Source organism: Marinobacter sp. S6332 (assembly GCF_023016045.1).
Classification (GTDB): Bacteria; Pseudomonadota; Gammaproteobacteria; order Pseudomonadales; family Oleiphilaceae; genus Marinobacter.
Genome location: NZ_JALKAP010000001.1, coordinates 524,688 through 543,297, shown reverse-complemented (window position 1 = coordinate 543,297; position 18,610 = coordinate 524,688). Strand labels below are relative to the sequence as shown.

14 protein-coding genes are annotated in these 18,610 nt (G+C 51.1%); 6 read left to right on the top strand and 8 right to left on the bottom strand.

Annotated elements, in window-relative coordinates; translation table 11 throughout:
• Nucleotides 1-8 precede the first annotated feature (8 nt).
• From mnmE to rpmH, 5 genes are all read right to left on the bottom strand, one after another.
• On the bottom strand, nucleotides 9-1,397 hold the full coding sequence (gene mnmE / locus MWU62_RS02395) for a tRNA uridine-5-carboxymethylaminomethyl(34) synthesis GTPase MnmE (protein ID WP_247113243.1): 1,389 nt from the start codon (nucleotides 1,395-1,397) through the stop codon (nucleotides 9-11).
• Between the two features lie 93 nt (nucleotides 1,398-1,490).
• Entirely contained in the window at nucleotides 1,491-3,221 is a 1,731-nt protein-coding gene (yidC, locus tag MWU62_RS02390; RefSeq protein ID WP_247113242.1) for a membrane protein insertase YidC, read from the bottom strand.
• Between the two features lie 4 nt (nucleotides 3,222-3,225).
• Complete coding sequence (gene yidD / locus MWU62_RS02385; protein ID WP_247113241.1) at nucleotides 3,226-3,519, bottom strand: membrane protein insertion efficiency factor YidD; 294 nt, start codon at nucleotides 3,517-3,519, stop codon at nucleotides 3,226-3,228.
• Nucleotides 3,519-3,926 carry a ribonuclease P protein component gene (rnpA, locus tag MWU62_RS02380; RefSeq protein WP_200363763.1) on the bottom strand — a complete coding sequence of 136 codons (408 nt, stop codon included), beginning with the start codon at nucleotides 3,924-3,926 and terminating at the stop codon, nucleotides 3,519-3,521. The genes yidD and rnpA overlap by 1 nt, the downstream gene beginning before the upstream one ends.
• Nucleotides 3,927-3,941: 15 nt before the next feature.
• Nucleotides 3,942-4,076: a 50S ribosomal protein L34 gene (rpmH, locus tag MWU62_RS02375; protein ID WP_008172542.1), complete on the bottom strand. Its 135-nt coding sequence runs from the start codon at nucleotides 4,074-4,076 to the stop codon at nucleotides 3,942-3,944.
• Between the two features lie 697 nt (nucleotides 4,077-4,773).
• Here rpmH and dnaA point away from each other — a divergent pair.
• The 5 genes from dnaA to gyrB all read left to right on the top strand — a co-directional run bounded on the left by dnaA (nucleotide 4,774) and on the right by gyrB (nucleotide 12,469).
• Nucleotides 4,774-6,240, top strand: coding sequence for a chromosomal replication initiator protein DnaA (gene dnaA / locus MWU62_RS02370; RefSeq protein ID WP_247113240.1), 1,467 nt, complete (start codon nucleotides 4,774-4,776; stop codon nucleotides 6,238-6,240).
• Nucleotides 6,241-6,332: 92 nt separating this feature from the next.
• Nucleotides 6,333-7,436 (top strand): DNA polymerase III subunit beta, encoded by a 1,104-nt coding sequence (dnaN, locus tag MWU62_RS02365; protein WP_200363758.1) that lies wholly within the window; start codon nucleotides 6,333-6,335, stop codon nucleotides 7,434-7,436.
• Between the two features lie 10 nt (nucleotides 7,437-7,446).
• Nucleotides 7,447-8,718 carry an AarF/ABC1/UbiB kinase family protein gene (locus MWU62_RS02360; protein ID WP_247113239.1) on the top strand — a complete coding sequence of 424 codons (1,272 nt, stop codon included), beginning with the start codon at nucleotides 7,447-7,449 and terminating at the stop codon, nucleotides 8,716-8,718.
• A 124-nt stretch (nucleotides 8,719-8,842) separates the two neighbouring features.
• Nucleotides 8,843-9,976 carry a DNA replication/repair protein RecF gene (gene recF, locus MWU62_RS02355; RefSeq protein ID WP_247113238.1) on the top strand — a complete coding sequence of 378 codons (1,134 nt, stop codon included), beginning with the start codon at nucleotides 8,843-8,845 and terminating at the stop codon, nucleotides 9,974-9,976.
• Between the two features lie 78 nt (nucleotides 9,977-10,054).
• Nucleotides 10,055-12,469, top strand: a complete 2,415-nt coding sequence (gene gyrB / locus MWU62_RS02350) for a DNA topoisomerase (ATP-hydrolyzing) subunit B (protein WP_247113237.1) — start codon at nucleotides 10,055-10,057, stop codon at nucleotides 12,467-12,469.
• Between the two features lie 97 nt (nucleotides 12,470-12,566).
• On the opposite strand, the gene MWU62_RS02345 is transcribed toward gyrB, so the two are convergent.
• The 3 genes from MWU62_RS02345 to MWU62_RS02335 all read right to left on the bottom strand — a co-directional run bounded on the left by MWU62_RS02345 (nucleotide 12,567) and on the right by MWU62_RS02335 (nucleotide 16,533).
• Complete coding sequence (locus MWU62_RS02345) at nucleotides 12,567-13,325, bottom strand: VC0807 family protein (protein ID WP_247113236.1); 759 nt, start codon at nucleotides 13,323-13,325, stop codon at nucleotides 12,567-12,569.
• 106 nt (nucleotides 13,326-13,431) lie between these two features.
• Entirely contained in the window at nucleotides 13,432-14,709 is a 1,278-nt protein-coding gene (gene gabT / locus MWU62_RS02340; RefSeq protein ID WP_247113235.1) for a 4-aminobutyrate--2-oxoglutarate transaminase, read from the bottom strand.
• Between the two features lie 90 nt (nucleotides 14,710-14,799).
• On the bottom strand, nucleotides 14,800-16,533 hold the full coding sequence (locus MWU62_RS02335; RefSeq protein ID WP_247113308.1) for an ABC transporter transmembrane domain-containing protein: 1,734 nt from the start codon (nucleotides 16,531-16,533) through the stop codon (nucleotides 14,800-14,802).
• Nucleotides 16,534-16,787: 254 nt separating this feature from the next.
• Here MWU62_RS02335 and MWU62_RS02330 point away from each other — a divergent pair, with 254 nt between their 5' ends.
• Nucleotides 16,788-18,587: an ABC transporter ATP-binding protein/permease gene (locus tag MWU62_RS02330; protein WP_247113234.1), complete on the top strand. Its 1,800-nt coding sequence runs from the start codon at nucleotides 16,788-16,790 to the stop codon at nucleotides 18,585-18,587.
• The last annotated feature ends 23 nt before the right edge of the window (nucleotides 18,588-18,610 follow it).

The following is an 18,610-nucleotide window of genomic DNA, read 5'->3' as shown; positions in this document are numbered from 1 at the left end:
TTTTGGTTTTACTTTCCGATACAAAACGACCCAAAAATCTTCCCAAGCAGTTCATCCGGCGTAATCTGCCCAGTAATTTCACCAAGCGCATCCTGAGCCGCACGTAAATCTTCGGCCAACAGCTCGCCAGCGCCATAGCCCTCAAGCTGAGCCTGACCTTGAAGTAGGGATTTACGAGCGCGCTCCAATGCATCCAAATGCCGCCGCCGAGCTAGAAAGCCACCTTCGGTTGTACTGGCAAAACCCATACAGTGTTTAAGGTGATCCCTAAGTACCTCAAGGCCCTCTGTGGATTTGGCAGCGAGGCGTATCACCGGAGTTGCTTCTCCGGATGGCTCTGAAATCCCGACGCTCTCTCCGCTCAAATCTACTTTGTTACGAATGACGGTAACCGGCGCCGAAGCGGGTAGTTGGTCGATAAAATCCGGCCAGATTTCGTGGGGTGTGGTTTTATCTGTGGTGGTAGCATCCACCATCAGCAGAATGCGATCGGCTTGGCGAATTTCATCCCAAGCCCGGGCAATGCCGATCTGTTCCACTTCATCGGGGCTGTCGCGTAGGCCTGCTGTATCAATGATGTGCAGGGGCATGCCATCAATGTGAATATGTTCCCGCAGAACATCCCGGGTGGTGCCTTCAATGGCCGTTACTATGGCCGCTTCTCGACCGGCCAAGGCATTAAGAAGGCTGGACTTTCCCGCATTGGGGCGGCCGGCAATCACTACCTTCATGCCGTCCCGTAGAATTGTACCCTGTTGGGCCTCGCCCAAAATGCCTTCGAGTTGTTCCAGCAGTGTCTGAAGATCTGTTGCAACCTTGCCATCAGCCAGAAAATCGATTTCCTCTTCGGGAAAATCAATGGCTGCTTCTACATAAATCCGCAAGTGCGTCACTGCTTCAACTAGAGTTTCTATCCGCCGGGAAAACACGCCTTGCATGGATCGGACGGCGCAGCGCGCGGCTTGCTCTGAACTGCTTTCTATAAGATCGGCAATGGCTTCGGCTTGGGCCAAATCCAATTTATCGTTCAGAAATGCCCGCTCCGAGAATTCACCGGGGCGAGCTAACCTAGCTCCAAGTTGGCAAACTTCCCGCAACAGTAGATCCAGAATGATGGTGCCCCCGTGCCCCTGCAATTCGAAAACATCTTCGCCGGTAAACGAATGGGGGTTCGGGAAAAATAGACCAATGCCTTCGTCAATAAGCTCTCCGCTCTGATCCAAAAAGGCACCGTAATGGGCGTATCTGGGCTTTGGTGTATACCCAAGCATTGCCGTGGCAATGTTTTTCGCCAGCGGGCCGGATACCCGAACAATACCCACCCCGGCCTGACCAGGTGCCGTGGCTATGGCTGTTATGGTTTCAGGCGTATTGGAGATAACAGAGTTCTGGCTCATGAAGTTTGCCTCTTACACTACAGTTTAGTGCATTCCTTAAACAGTAAAGGCCCCTTCACGGAGCCTTTACTGTTTAATCAATTAGCCACTGAATCAGTGTTTTTTAGCGGCCATTTCTGCTTCGATTTTCCGGGTAATGTACCATTGCTGGCTGATCGACAGAATGTTGTTTACCAGCCAGTAAAGTACCAAACCAGCCGGGAACCAGAGGAAGAAGATGGTAAATACGACAGGCATCAGCTTCATGATTTTCGCTTGCATCGGGTCTGGAGGTGTTGGGTTCAAGCTCATTTGCAACATCATGCTGGCACCCATCAGGATCGGCAAAATGAAGTAAGGATCCATTACAGAAAGATCCTGAATCCACAGCATGAAGGGCGCATGGCGCAGTTGTACGCTTTCGAAAAGCACCCAGTACAAGGAGATGAACACCGGCATCTGGACCAGAATAGGCAAACACCCACCCAGCGGATTGATTTTTTCTTTCTTGTAAAGCGCCATCATTTCCTGCGACATACGCTGGCGATCATCACCGTACAGCTCTTTGAGTCTGGTGAGCTGAGGTGCAACAGCACGCATGCGGCCCATGGAGCGATAGCTGGTTGCGGAAAGTTTGAAAAATACCGCCTTAACCAGAACTGTAAGCAGGATAATGGAAACACCCCAGTTGCCTACTAGGCTGTGGAACCATTCCATAATAATGAACAAGGGTAATGAGATAAAAAATAGCCAGCCGAAATCCACAGTGCGATCTAGGTTGGGCGCAACGGCTTCAAGACGGTCGATAATCTTCGGACCAATATAAGCACGGGCACCGATGTCTGTGGTTTCTCCCGGCGCTACGGTTGTTGCAGAGTAAACAAAGCCCATGACATGCAGTGGCCCGCGGCGGGTAGTTTGGAACTGTGCCGGTTGATCTCTCTCTGGTACCCAGGCTGCTAAGAAGTAGTGTTGTAGAAACGCCATCCAGCCGTTGGTAACGGTTTCATTGATGCGCTTATCTTCTAAATCACCAAAATCGAACTTTTCATAAGGGTCTTCCGGGGAACTTGTTACTAACCCGAGAAACGCTTTAATACCCATGCTCGGTCCGGAGGTAGGATCCGGTGACTGGTCACGAACGATTTTACCGGTAAAGTTTGCCTGCCAGTTTTCACTGGATTGGTTATTGATCAGATAGCGAACATCAATTTCGTAGCTGTCACGGGCAAATTGGTAACGCTTCGTGATTTGAACGCCATTTTCCATGGTGTGTACCAGGTTAACGGTCAGCTCGTTTTCACCCTCAGCGAGTTCATAGCTAGTTGCGTCGGTGGTATAGACAGGTGCAGGACCATTCTTTGCGCTATCTGGTCCGTTTTGGCCTATAAGACCACTTTCAAGTACATAAAACCGGTTTTCTGTATTGTTCAGAAGCTTGAGCGGCTCCTTACTATTTAACGTTTTGTTATAAGTGAGTAGCGAACTTCTAACGAGATTCCCGCTAACACGATCAATTTCTAGATCGAGTACGTCAGTGCGAACTTTTATATATTGATCGCTAACTGTGACGTCAGAATTAGCTGAATTGGATACGGTTTGATCGCTTTCAGGGGTTGCGAACTCTTCGTCTGCAGAATTTCTGGTGTTATTAGTCGATGTTGTCGCTTCACCTGGAAGCACCATGGCATCGCTGCCTACAGAACTGTTATCTGTCTGGATGCGCCCAGTTTCTGCCACCTGCTCAGCAGGAACCGGCTGGTGATAGTCTTCATTCCAGGCAAGCACCATCAGATAACTGACAATAGCCAGGCCGGCAAATAATACGATGCGTTGAATATCCATAGAGTTACTGTCTGGTCTGGGTTGTTATAGATGGGTTGTCAGCCTGAGGGCAACAGGATGTTGTATCGTCTGGTACAGAGTGCACCATATCAGGAACCGGGTCATAGCCGCCTTCTGCCCACGGATGGCATCTCAACAAGCGTTTTACGGAAAGATAAAGGCCTTTCAGTGTACCGTGATGAGAGATAGCTTCCACTGCATATTGTGAGCAGGTTGGGTAGTGACGGCAATGACTAGCCATGAACGGGCTGATGGCATATTGGTAAAAACGGATGGGAAAGAGAAGCAACTTACGCATTAACCTTTTCCCTCACCGGTAGAAGGGGAATCCACTGGTCGAGATGGCGGTAACTGATGATATTTTTTCGCCAGCCGTTGCCAAAGGCCATTCAATGAGGCTTGGACGGTTTGATTGTCCAAAACTGCAAGCCCCTGGCGTCCAAGAACAATGATGTCCATTCCCGGAAGTTCAGGTTGATGACGGAACGTTTCCCGTACCTGACGTTTAATTCGGTTTCGCTGAACGGACAGTTTCAGATTCTTTTTCGCAAACACAAGGCCGATTCTGGCATGTCCGAGATTATTCGGAGTAGCCAGAATCAGAAAATTCCTGTGCGGAACCTTCAGCTGTACGTCGTTGAAGACTTTGCCGTAATCAGCAGGCCGCAATAAGCGATGCGATTTCGGGAAATTCAAAGCCTTCACAAGGCGTACGACAGATTACGCAGACAGACGTGCACGGCCTTTGGCGCGGCGACGGGAAATTACCTTGCGGCCGTTAGCAGTTGCCATACGGGCGCGGAAACCGTGAACGCGCTTACGCTTCAGTACGCTTGGTTGAAACGTTCTTTTCATGGTGACTATCTCACAATTCGTGTATTGGACATTCGCGTGTATTAAACATTCGAGAGTTGGCTGAAAAAATTAATAGCCAAAACAGGAGCGGCATTCTATTCAAATTCTCGGTCGGGTTCAACGTTTATTGGTAGTGGCTTATGCCGATGGTGGGTTATTCGGTGGGATTAGGAATTGAGCGGCGCCAGATGGTTTTTGGGACTGGGCAGAACAATAGTAACTATAGGTCTTTTTAATATTCTTTAAAGAATTTTATTATTACTGTTATTACACAGACAGTTTTCTGTGGAAAAGCTGTATTTTCTATTAATATTCAAGAATTTGAAGCCTTCATAAGGCACCGGAAAACCCCACTTGAGCCCTGTGGATGAGCCCATTAAGGATTGTGGATAAGTTCAAGTGCAATGAGTTTCTTTAGTTATCCACCTGAAGGCAAGGTAGTTGCACACAGAGCTGAAGGTCGGTTGTACACACAGGGTTGTGCGTAACTTTCAGGAATGATTTTTCTGTACACAAGGCTGTACATAAGTTCGTAAGATAATGATAAAAAACACTATTAATTTCCACAGGCTGTTTATGATAAGGCATTTGCTCTTTCACTGAAGGGGCTGGCAGGTTAGAATTCGTGGTCATCTTTCGGGATCGGACAGTCTTTGTTCGGTTCGAGAAACTTATGGGTTATCGGGAGCGGACTGTCGTGCCGAACAGATTGTGGCATCAATGTCTTGAAGTACTCCGGGACGAGTTTCCCGCACAACAGTTTAATACCTGGCTCAGACCCCTGCAGTCTGACCACCGGGAAGGGCAACTGATGTTATTCGCACCTAACCGGTTTGTGATGGATTGGGTTAGCGAGAAGTATCTGCGGCGTATAGAGGAGGTACTTAAAGATCTGAACGGAGGACAAGCACCCAGAGTCGGGATGAAAGTCGGTTCTGCTCCCCGTGAAAGTGAGCCGGTAGTGCGCTCGGAACTGGTCCAGCAGGAGACGACCAAGCAAACTCAGGATGAATCCGGTGGTAAGGTTACGGAGGAGGAACGGGGTGTCGCAGCTACGTCCGGGGGTAGTCGTCAGGCCCAGCTTAATGAATATAGGTCCAACGGTGGACGCCGCCCGGTTCAGGTAGAAGGCGATATCAAACATCAGAGCTTTCTAAATGAAGGCTTCACATTCGATACCTTTGTAGAAGGTAAGTCGAACCAACTTGCCCGAGCCGCTTCCATGCAAGTTGCAGAAAACCCCGGTGGTGCCTACAACCCACTGTTTTTATATGGGGGTGTGGGTCTCGGTAAAACCCACCTTATGCACGCGATCGGAAATGATATCGTGCGGCGTAATCCCAACGCCAAGGTGGCCTACCTGCGATCGGAGCGGTTTGTTGCCGATATGGTAAAGGCACTGCAACTGAACGCTATTAATGAATTCAAGCGATACTACCGGTCCGTTGATGCTCTATTAATTGACGATATCCAGTTTTTTGCCCGTAAAGAGCGGTCTCAGGAAGAGTTTTTCCATACCTTTAACGCGCTTCTGGAAGGCGGTCAACAGGTCATCGTAACCTGTGATCGGTTTCCGAAAGAAATTGTAGATATGGAAGAGCGCCTTAAATCCCGATTTGGTTGGGGACTGACGGTAATGGTAGAGCCGCCTGAATTGGAAACGCGGGTAGCGATTCTGATGAAAAAGGCCGAGCAGACCAATGTTAAATTGAGCAGTGAAGCCGCTTTTTTTATAGCTCAAAAAATCCGTTCAAACGTAAGAGAGCTCGAAGGGGCGCTGCGTTTGGTGATAGCGAATGCTCACTTTACCGGCTCTGAAATTACCCCACCGTTTATTAGGGAAAGCTTGAAAGATTTGCTTGCCCTGCACGAGAAGCAGGTGAGCATAGATAATATTCAACGCACGGTGGCTGAGTATTACAAAATCAAGGTTGCGGACTTACACTCCAAACGCCGAACCCGCGTAGTTACCCGGCCCCGGCAAGTTGCTATGTCGCTCTCCAAAGAGTTGACTAACCATAGCTTGCCGGAGATTGGAGATGCGTTTGGTGGCCGAGATCACACCACTGTTTTACACGCGTGTAAGAAAATCGTGGAACTTCAGGAAACGGATCCCGGTATCCGCGAGGACTATCAGAACTTTATGAGATTGCTGACTACCTGAATTGTGATCCAACGATTAAATTGGTTCAGTGAGGCGGGCGAGTTGCCCAAGCAAATAACATTCATCCTTCCAACAATAGAAAGCTGAGTGACATGAAACTGACGATCAGCCGTGAATCCCTGCTCATACCCTTGCAAAGCATTGCCGGTGTTGTAGAGAAAAAACAGACCATGCCGGTACTGTCTAACGTGCTACTGGTGGCCGAAGACAATACTTTGGTTTTGACCGGTACAAACATGGAAGTCGAGCTGGTGGGGCGGGTTACGCCTGTCCATGTCGACCAGCCGGGGAGAATTACCGTTCCTGCCCGTAAGCTCTCGGATATTTGCCGGGCACTGGGTGATGAAGCGCCCATCGAGCTGGTGTTGGAAGGCGATCGCTTGCATGTGCGCTGTGGTGCCAGCCATTTTACCTTGTCGACGTTACCTGCAGAGCATTTTCCCAACGTGGAAGATGAGCCCGAGAGCTTCCGCCTAGAGTTGCCACAAAAGGAACTCAGACGCATGTTCGACGCTACGGCTTTCGCCATGGCGCAACAGGATGTTCGTTATTACTTGAACGGTTTGCTGTTTGAAGTGGATAAGGATCACGTTCGCACGGTTGCAACCGATGGCCACCGTTTGGCGATGGCGCACGTGGAACTGAGCACGGGGTGTGCAGAGCCGCGCCAAGTAATCGTGCCGCGTAAAGGTGTTCTAGAGTTGTCTCGTCTTTTGGATGATGTAGAAACGCCGGTTACGCTGGTTATTGGAGACAACCACCTGCGCGCTACGGTTGGATCTTATACCTTTACTTCAAAGCTTATTGAAGGCAAGTTTCCTGACTACAATCGTGTGATTCCGCGGGGCGGCGACAAGGTGGTCTTAGCGGATCGTGCGACCCTCAAGAATACCCTTCAACGTGCGGGCATTCTCTCCCATGAGAATATTCGTGGTGTTCGTCTCAACCTCGCCTCGAACGAACTCCAAGTGTTTGCCAACAACCCAGATCAGGAACAGGCCGAAGACGCGCTACCAGTTGACTACCAGGGCGAATCCCTGCAAATCGGTTTTAATGTAGGCTATTTGATAGACGTTATGAACGCGCTGGATGAAGATCAGGTCAGGATTACCTTGTCTAACCCCAACAGCAGCGCTCTGATCGAATCGTACAATGATAACCGCTGTCTTTATGTGGTTATGCCGATGAGGCTATAGGAGAGAATTGATGGGCACCGTATCGAACGGAATCAAAGGCGTTTTCAGGATTGGGCAAACACTATCAGTATTGGGCCGAACCGGTGTCAAATGGGTTGGTGGGGAACGGCCCCCTGCCCCGCGCTTGCTGCGTGAGACATTTGAATCGTTGGGTGCCACTTACATCAAGTTAGGTCAGTTTATAGCCAGTTCACCGACCTTTTTCCCGAAAGAGTACGTTGAAGAGTTTCAGCATTGCCTTGATCGAACGCCTAATCTGCCGTTTGGTGTTATTAAGCGGATCATTAGCCAAGAGCTGGACCGCCCTATTGACCAAGTGTTTTCCGAGATAGATCCAGTAGCCCTCGCCTCTGCCTCTATTGCGCAAGTTCACGCTGCTCGATTGATCACCGGTGAAGATGTTGTGATCAAAGTTCAGAAGCCGGGCGTTGAGAATATCTTGCTCACCGATTTGAACTTCCTGTATCTCTCAGCTCGTGTTCTCGAAACCTTGGCACCGAAGCTATCTTGGACATCCTTATCCGGGATTGTGGAGGAAATTCAGCGCACCATGATGGAAGAATGCGATTTCATCAAAGAAGCGAACAACCTAAAAGTGTTCCGAAACTTCCTTCATGATACTCACAACGAAGACGCCACTGTTCCTGTTGTTTATGAACATTGCAGTACTCGACGCATTCTGACGATGGAGCGTTTCTACGGTGTTCCCCTTACCGACTTGGAGAGCATTCGAGGTTATGCAAAGGATCCTGAACGCACTCTAATTACAGCGATGAACACGTGGTTTTCCAGTTTAACCCAGTGTGAGTTCTTTCATGCCGATGTGCATGCGGGCAACTTAATGGTGCTGAAAGACGGGCGTGTAGGTTTTATCGATTTTGGTATTGTTGGCCGCATCCGACCAGACACTTGGCAGGCAGTGAGTGACTTTATTTCGGCCGTTATGGTTGGCAATTTTGATGGTATGGCCGAGGCGATGATTCGTATAGGTATCACTAACCAGACTGTGAAAGCTTCTGATTTGGCGGCCGATTTACGTAAGTTGTACCAACAGATGGATAAAATGGTGCCTGACCATGTGCCTTACCAAGCCGATCAGGCGGAAGATGACGTGAACAGCATTCTTATGGATATGGTGAAAGTGGGTGAAAGCCATGGCCTCCACTTTCCACGGGAGTTTGCATTGCTTCTGAAACAGTTCCTGTATTTTGACCGCTACGTACACATTCTTGCGCCGGAAATGGATGTATTCATGGATGACCGTCTAAACATGCTCCATTAAAGGCGGTCGCCTTCACCATCCCGGTTTTGTACACTAAGGCAGCGTTTCACCTAATTCGTGAAACGCTGCCTTTTTTCATGGATGCGTTCCATTCCTCTTGCTGCCGCGACGAGCTGTGCTTTTTATGGCGCTGGTAAAACTTCATACCGAGTTTTTTCGCAACCTATCCCCTACCGAAGCTATTTCGTTTTCACCGTCTTTTAATTTGTTGTACGGCGAAAATGGCAGTGGCAAGACGAGCGTACTTGAAGCTATTGGCTACCTTGGGCTTGGGCGATCTTTTCGGGTAAACAGGCACCAAGCCGTTGTGCAGCATGGACAGCGACGATTCACAGTATTTGGAGGGCTGGACCATGGATTTGATAGTGAGCGTAATGAAGTAACCGGAAATGCGCTCGCTCATCGGCTCGGCATTTCACGCGACGTATCTCAGAAGGAAACCACGCTTCGGGTAGATGGTGAAAGCGTAAGAAGTCTTTCTTCTCTTGCCATGCATTTGCCTGTGTCTGTTATTGATCCCGGCGTTTTCGACATCGTAGCAGGTGGTCCTGGAAAGCGTCGGCAATTTTTGGATTGGGCAGTGTTCCACGTGGAACCTTCCTTTGCATCAAGCTGGCAACAGTGCCAGAGAGTTACATCACAGCGGAATCAAACGCTGAGAAATGGTAGACTAGACGAATCCATGTTGCGTATCTGGGATGCCCAATACGTAGCACTGAGCGAACGAATAAGCGATGCTCGCAAACAGGCCTTTGATAAATTCAAAAGGGCGTTCGACAGTCTTGTTCACGAAGTTGATGTGAGCTGGACTAAGGGGCTAAAGCTAGAGTTCTATCCCGGATGGGACACAAGCCAGTCGCTTTCAGATGTGCTTGTCCGTCATAGGGAGCAGGAAGCACGCATGGGGCATACCCTATATGGGCCAAACCGTGCGGATATCCGCATCAAGTTCCAAGGACGACCGGTAGCGGAGACTTTTTCCCGAGGCCAGCAAAAGACCCTCGTTATCTTGATGAAGATTGCCCAGAGTATGGTGTTAAATGATCTCGGAAAGCAGGTCAGCTTTTTGGTTGATGATATTAACGCCGAGCTGGATGAGAGTCACAAAAGCATGTTGGCTCGAAAGTTACAGGAATTACGCTGTCAGGTATTTATTACTGCTATTGAGCATCCCGACCCGGAGTCTTTGTGGCAGGGTAACCAGATACCCGATTATCGAATGTTCCACGTGGAACATGGCAAATTGAAGGAAGAATAAAACCGGCCTATCTACCTTTTGCACCGCAAACATGCGGCTTTAGGAACGCGCTGGCCCTTACGCTTCAGGAGTTACCTAATGAGTGAATCGAGCTACAATTCAGCCAGTATCAAAGTCCTGAAGGGGCTTGATGCAGTGCGAAAAAGGCCAGGTATGTACATTGGCGACACGGATGATGGCACCGGCCTGCATCACATGGTGTTCGAATTGGTGGATAACTCCATCGATGAAGCTCTGGCCGGTCACTGTTCCGAAATTGGTATTATCATCCACCCAGACGAGTCCGTGAGTGTTCACGACAATGGTCGCGGTATACCGGTGGATCTCCACGAAGAAGAGGGTGTATCAGCAGCTGAAGTTATCATGACAGTGCTGCACGCCGGAGGTAAATTTGATGATAACTCCTACAAGGTTTCCGGTGGTCTTCACGGTGTAGGTGTTTCCGTTGTAAACGCCCTGTCCTCTACCCTCACCTTGACCATTCGTCGTGATGGTAAGGTATACGAGCAGACTTATACCCACGGTGTGCCAAATGCGCCTTTGGCGCCGGTTGGCGATACCGATGCGTCTGGCACTCGGGTACATTTTATTCCGTCTCCCGAAACCTTTACCCACATTGAGTTCCACTACGACATCCTGGCGAAACGCATCAGAGAACTGGCGTTCCTAAACAGTGGTGTTCGCATCCGCTTAACAGATGAACGCAGTGGCAAGGAAGAGGTGTTCGAGTACGAAGGTGGCCTACGAGCATTCGTTGAACATCTTAATACCAACAAAACGCCTATAAACCGGGTTTTCCACTTCAACCGGGAACGCGAAGACGGAATCGCGGTTGAAGTTTCCATGCAATGGAACGATGCCTTTCAGGAAAATATTTACTGCTTTACAAACAACATCCCCCAGCGGGATGGTGGTACCCACCTTGCTGGCTTCCGCGCAGCCCTTACTCGCTCCCTGAATAATTACATTGAACAGGAAGGTTTGGGCAAAAAGGCCAAGGTAAGCACCTCCGGCGATGACGCCCGTGAAGGCCTAACGGCGATCATCAGTGTAAAAGTCCCTGATCCGAAGTTTTCTTCCCAAACCAAAGATAAGTTGGTGTCTTCGGAGGTAAAAACCGCTGTTGAGCAAGAGCTCTACCAAAGCTTTGCAGAATACCTACAAGAGCAGCCTAGCGAAGCCAAACTCATCGTAAACAAGATGATTGAAGCGGCGCGTGCCCGTGAAGCGGCTCGCAAAGCGCGGGATATGACTCGACGTAAAGGCGCGTTGGATATTGCCGGGTTGCCCGGCAAGCTGGCTGATTGCCAAGAGAAAGACCCTGCCCTTTCCGAACTGTTCATAGTGGAGGGTGACTCGGCCGGCGGCAGCGCCAAACAGGGCCGAGACCGTAAAACACAAGCTATTCTGCCGTTGAAGGGTAAGATCCTGAACGTGGAAAAAGCGCGCTTTGATAAGATGTTGTCCTCTGCTGAGGTGGGTACGCTCATTACGGCATTGGGTTGTGGCATTGGGCGGGAAGAGTTCAATCCAGACAAGCTCCGTTATCACTCCATCATTATCATGACGGACGCCGACGTGGATGGTTCCCACATCCGCACCCTGCTGTTGACCTTCCTGTTCCGCCAGATGCGCGAAATCATCGAGCGCGGCCACGTGTTCATTGCTATGCCCCCGCTGTATAAAGTGAAACGTGGCAAGCAGGAGCAGTATCTGAAAGATGAAAAGGCAAAAGAGGCTTACCTCACCCAAACCTCTCTTGAAGGTGCACAGCTGTATGTGAATCCGGAAGCGCCTCCTATCAAGGATTCTGCGCTTGAAACCATGGTTAAGGATTATCAAACCGTTATGGCCATGATTGAGCGCTTGTCCCGCGCTTATCCGGCGAAGGTGTTGGAGCAAATGCTGCACAATGACACCCTGAAAGCGGAACATCTCAAAGACGAGCAAACGGTTTCTGCATGGGCTAGCCGTCTTGGCGACAAGCTGGATGTGGATACGCGCACCGGCACCAAATACACCTTCTCTGTGGCCAAAGATAGCGAACGGGAGCTTTATCTACCTAAAGTGACTATTTATGTGCACGGTATTCCCCACGAGCATGTATTTGGACACGACTTCTTTGATTCACCCTCGTATGGCGCTATAGCTCGCCTTGGCGAGACTCTTAACGGGCTCATCGAGGAAGGAGCATACATACAGCGTGGTGAGCGTAAACAGGCTGTACTATCGTTTGAGGGCGCACTCGACTGGCTGATGAAAGAAGCCCAACGTGGCTTGAACATTCAGCGCTACAAGGGTTTGGGTGAGATGAACCCGGATCAGCTTTGGGAGACCACCATGGACCCAGAAAGCCGCCGTATGATGAAAGTGAAGATTGAAGACGCTATAGCGGCAGATCAGATCTTTACGACTCTCATGGGTGACGATGTAGAGCCGCGTCGTGACTTTATCCAGACTCATGCTCTGGAAGTAAGTAACCTCGACATCTGATCGTATTCGGATAGCTAATAAAAAAGCGGCCAGAGTATCACTACTCTGGCCGCTTTTTTTGTTGCTGAAAAACAACGAAGGTTATTGAATTAAAGCGCTATTTACCGGAAGAAGAGCCGGAGGATTTAGCCTTTTCCTTCTCCGCCAAGTGGGGCGCCATCACTTCTTCTAGTGTATAACCCGTAAGGCGACGGATGGTTCTCCATAGGTAATAGAAGATAAGCATCATCATCACCATCGACGGGATAGCAATCATTGGATAACTCACCAGAGTCATCCTGCCAAGCTCTTCATTAAAAGCCTGTGTACCGGAAGGGCTGACCACAATCCAGCGGGCTACCAAGTAATTCATGATGGATGAGAACAAAAAAGTGCCAGCGAAAAAGTAACTAGCATTCAGTAGCCGCGCTTCAAACTCTTCTACACGCTCTTTTTCTTCAAGAGTTTCCTGAATTTTGTCCACATCGAGTACGTTCGGGTTATACAGAAGCGTACGTACCAACGGGTACTTGGTGCGGGTGGAAGCTAGAACCGCAAGGCCAATAATCGCCGGAACCGCTGCTTCTTTTATTGCGAGCCAACCAGCATCGAGCTCTAGCAAGCCTATACCGCCTGTTAGCCCGACACTGATTAAGCCCAACAAGGCGATGAAGTTTTTCTTGTTGTAGCGAATTAGTTCAAACAAGCCCCAGCCAAGCGGGAAGGCTAAGCCAAGAATAAGGGCGTTAACGCTACCAAGATGCTGGTCACCACTGAACTTCATTAGGATGACAGAGGGAATAATAATGCTGACCAGCAGATCAACCCACGGTCTGGGCTTGTGATCGGGCGCGGACGTGGTGTTTGGTGTCGTCATGGTTCTGCCTGATTGGTGAAACTACTCAGGGCAGTATACGACGAACATCATAAAAAAGCCGAACCCGGAGGTTCGGCTTTGGTCACAAATGGCTCAAATTATTGAGTCAGGCGCCGACTTCCTTCAGGCACTCTTCAACAATCGCCAAGCCTTCCTCAAGGATACTATCCTCAATGGTTACCGGCATCAGGAAGCGCAGAGTATTACCAAACATGCCGCAGCTCAGAAGGATCAGTCCCTTCTCTTTGGCCTTTTTGGTGATCTCCGCCGCCAGATCTGGTCTAGGTGTGCGGCTTTCCTTGCTTTCAACCATCTCGAAGGCTGCCATGGGGCCTAAACCACGAACGTTATCCACATGGGTGAACTTTTCCTGCCATTGGCTGAAGCGCTGATTCAGCTTTTCGCCCAAGCTGATGCTTTTACCAAGAATATCCTCGTCTTTGAATACCTCGAATACCGCAAGGGCAGCCGCACAAGCTGTAGGGCTACCGGTATAGGTGCCGCCCAGCGAGTTGGGCCCGGACGAGTCCATAACCTTGTCAGTACCAACAATGGCTGAGATTGGCATACCATCCGCCATACTCTTGGCCATGGTAATAATGTCGGCTTCAACACCGCTGTGCTCAAGGGCAAACATCTTGCCTGTGCGGCCAAAGCCACTTTGAACTTCGTCCACAATCAGCAGAATGCCGTTATCGTCGCAAATCTTACGGAGTGCTTTCAGGAAGTTGGTTGGCGCAGCGTAAAAACCACCCTCGCCCAGAACCGGCTCGAGCACAATGGCGGCCGTCTGGTTAGCGGGTGAATCGGCTTTCATGGTCATTTCCAGGCCACGCAGAGCGTCTTCTTCCGTCACACCGTGATAGGGCACAGGATAAGGGGCGCGGTATACGCTGCCCGGCATGGGGCCGAAGTCTGTCTGGTAAGGCGCTGCCTTGCCATTCATCGCCATGGTCATGAAGGTACGGCCGTGGTAGCCGCCGTTAAAGCAGATTACGTTGGTACGGCCAGTGGCTGCCCGGGCAATCTTGAGGGCGTTTTCCAAGGCTTCAGCACCGGAGTTGGCCAGCATAACCTTGGCGTGGCCTTTTACCGGTGTGACTTCGCTCAGCTTCTGTGCCAGACGAACGTAGCCCTCATAGGGCATAACGGTCTGGCAAGTATGCATCAGCTTGTCCAGCTGGGCTTTAATAGCCTCAACCACCTTCGGGTGCCGGTGACCTATGTTGAGCACACCTATACCGCCGGCAAAATCGATCATGCGCTTGCCGTCTGCGTCCCATAGTTCTGCGTTGGTTGCATGGTCGGCAAATTGTTCATTGGGACTCGCCACGCCCGCTGCAACATAGCGTTCTTTGAGGGCCTGCAATTCTTTATTGCTCACTTTGCCATTCTCCCTGTGTCTCTGATTAATCAATCTCGTTTAACAGTGTAGGGAGTAGTGAGGCCTGACACAAATTGACAATGTTCATTATTATGCCGTTTGCTCCCGAAACTGCAGCGCCGCCAGGCGTCTGTATAGCTCGTTTTCTTTTATGAGTTCTTCATGGGTGCCGACCGCTAAGAGCCGCCCCTGATCCAGAACAGCAATGCGGTCAGCATCTCTTACAGTTGCAAGCCTGTGGGCGATTACCAGCGTGGTCCTGCCAGAGGTAAGTGCCGGCATGGCCCGCTGAATCAGGCTTTCACTCTCTGCGTCCAGCGCGCTGGTGGCCTCATCCAGTAGAAGTATAGGTGCGTCTGCCAGCAATGCACGGGCAATTGCCAGCCGTTGCTTTTGGCCACCTGAGAGCCCTAGCCCAGCATCACCCAGTTGCGTGTTATAGCCATCTGGTAACTTCTCGATGAACTCGTGGGCGTGGGCAATGCGTGCCGCTTCTTTTACCTCTGACTGACTGGCATCGGGACGGGCGTAACGGATGTTGTCGGCAACGGTGCCATGGAACAGAGCGGGGTTCTGCGGCACCAACGAAAAGCACGCCCGGAGCCCTTCAAGGGAAACGGTTGCGCTGTCTGTGCCATCAATGTGAATGGTGCCGCTGTCGGGCTGATAGAAGTGCAGCAGCAAATCAAACAAAGTGGATTTCCCCGCCCCGGAAGGCCCTACCAACGCCAAGGTTTCACCGGCCCGAACCTGCAGGCAGATATCGGTGAGTGCCGGGTGCTCCCTTCGATTGGGGTAACTGAAGTTAAGGTCGTTGATGGCGATTTCTCCGGTAACGACCCCCGGGAATTTGTTTGCCTGTTCTGTCGGCCGCTCAAACGCCGGCTTCGTCTGAAGCAGCTCAAAAAGCCGCGCAGCCGACCCAGCCGCCCGCTGCAGTTCACCGATAACTTCGCTAATCGCGCCTGCGGCTACGCCTACCAGCAAACTGTAAAACAGAAACGCTGCCAGCTCCCCCGGGGTAATGCGGCCGTGGATAACATCCAGGCCACCAATCCAGATCACTATGCCCACTGCGCCCATGACGAGGGTTATGGCCAGAGTCGTTAACCAGGCCCGCTGTTTTATACGGGCCCGGGCAATGTCAAAAGCTCGCTCGGATACCTCTGAAAAGAAATGCCGGTCGTGGGGTTGATGATTAAACGCCTGCACGGTTTTGATCTGCGTGAGGTTTTCCCCCACGTAACTACCTACATCTGCGACCCTGTCCTGGCTGAGCCGGGAAAGCTGCCGAACCCGCCGCCCGAAAAACAGGATAGGCGCAATCACCAGGGGGAAACCCAGCAAAATAATGCCGGCCAGCTTGGCGTTGGTGATGAACAGTAATAATAGTCCACCCACCAGCATCAGTGCGTTGCGCAAGGCGATGGACACGGTGGAGCCAATCACTGATTGCAGCACCGTGGTGTCGGCGGTAAACCGGGATTGTATTTCCAGCGCCCGGTTCTGCTCGAAAAAGCCCGGATGCAGATCAATCAAATGATTGAACACCTGCTTGCGGATATCCGCCACCACGCGTTCGCCAATCCAGGACACCAGATAGAAGCGGGCAAAAGAACCAAAGGCCAGCCCGATCACCAGTATGAAAAACAAGCCAACAGCCCGGGCCAGGTTCTCCGGAGATTGGGTAGCCAGGCCCTGATCCACCAGAATTCTAAGTCCCTGCCCCAACCCGAGAGTGATACCTGCAGTGATGACCAGTGCCACCAAAGCGCCTGCGACGGCTTTGCGGTAAGGGTGTATAAACCCTATAACGAGTTTCAGGGCCTGCCGGTGACGAGTGTTGATGGTGTGCCTCCTGGGTTCTGGCTAAGGTAAACTTAGCCAGCTATACGATTATGCTTTGAGTAGAGACTTATCATACAGTCAGATAAGAGCATGTGGGCAGGTGCCTTCGGCCAGAACCGTCAAAAGCCAAGGATGGCTTTTGTCGAGCGTACAGGGAAGTATTTACAGCGTGTTCTGGCCGAAGGCACCTGCCCACATGCTCGTTAACTCCGCCGTAAAAAGGATCTCGAGTGCGAGCCTACGCAGACAGTGATTACCCCGCCAACCATAAACCGAACTGGAAGGTGATTGCCGGGCTTTGGCCCTATCTCACAGAGTTCCGTGGGCGAGTAGCCCTGTCGATCAGCTTCCTGATACTGGCAAAGCTAGCCACAGTCGCAACCCCGGTGGCTCTGAAATACATCGTCGACTACCTCGACCAAGGCCGGGAAGGCGAACTTCTTTTGTGGATTCCCGTTGTGTTGGTGGTGGCCTATGGCACCTTACGATTTGGCAGCACCTTGTTCGGCGAACTGCGGGATGCGGTGTTTGCGAGGGTTGCCGAGCGCGCCATGCGGCGGGTATCACTCAGGGTATTTCGCCATCTCCACGAACGGGAACTGGCGTTTCACCTGGATCGCAAAACCGGCGGGCTGGCCCGGGATATTGAGCGGGGCACCACCGGTATCAGCTTTCTGCTGCGCTTTACCCTGTTCAATATAGTGCCCACCCTGCTGGAAATCCTGATGGTGGCAGGGATTTTGTTCGTAGCGTTTAACGCCAGCTATGTGTTGGCCATCCTCATTTCAGTGGTGGTGTATGTGGTTTTCTCCATCAAAGTTACCGAGTGGCGAACGAAATTCGTACGCGAGGCCAACGCTCGGGACAACCAATCCAACTCCCGCGCCATCGACAGCCTACTAAACTACGAAACCGTTAAATACTTCAATAACGAAACCTTTGAAGCAGAGCTGTACGACGAGAATCTGGAAGGCTGGGAAAAAGCACGCCTGAAAAACCGCTTGTCCCTCGCGGCTCTTAACTCCGGCCAGGCTCTCATCATCGGGTTGGCCATGATCACCATGATGGTGATGGCCGTCAGGGAAGTGGCCAGTGACGCTATAACCCTCGGTGACTTCACCATGATCAACGCCTACCTGCTGCAATTGTTTATTCCTCTGAATGCTCTGGGCTTTGTCTATCGGGAAATTCGTCAGTCTCTGGTAAATGTGGAACGCCTGTTTGGCTTGCTTGGGGAAACGCCAGCAATAACAGACGCACCCGAGGCCTCTGCGCTCACAGTGGATAAGGGCGAGGTAGGCTTTCATAACGTACATTTCGCCTATCGAGCAGACCGGCCGATTTTGCAGGATGTAGACTTCACCATACCTGCTGGACACACAGTGGCTGTTGTGGGTGCCAGCGGTGCCGGTAAATCCACCCTCGCCCGCCTGTTGTTCCGGTTTTTTGAAGTGGATAAAGGCAGCATTACCATTGATGGTCAGGATATTCGTGAGGTCAGCCAAGACAGCCTACGCTCTATGATTGGAGTGGTTCCGCAAGACACTGTGCTGTTCAACGACACCCTGTACCGAAATCTGGCTTACGGCCGCCCCGATGCCACCGAAGCCGAGGTGCATCATGCTGCGAAGCAGGCACACCTGGATGACTTCATCCGCAGCCTCCCCGAGGGCTACAACACGAAAGTGGGCGAGCGCGGCCTGAAACTCTCCGGTGGTGAAAAACAGCGGGTGGCCATTGCCCGTGTACTGCTGAAAAACCCGCCGTTGTTGATCCTCGACGAAGCGACTTCCTCATTGGATTCCATTTCCGAGCAGGCGATTCTGGAAGCCCTTAATGAAGTCAGCCGTCAACGCACCACCCTTGTTATCGCCCACCGCTTATCCACAGTGCGCGATGCCGACAAGATTCTGGTCATGGATCAGGGGCAGATTGTAGAAAGCGGCAGCCACAGTGAGTTGCTGGCACAGAATGGCTATTACGCCCGGTTGTGGTTGCAGCAGCATAGTGAGAGCGATGTATCTGGCTGAGGTGCGTGACATAGTTGAGTGCA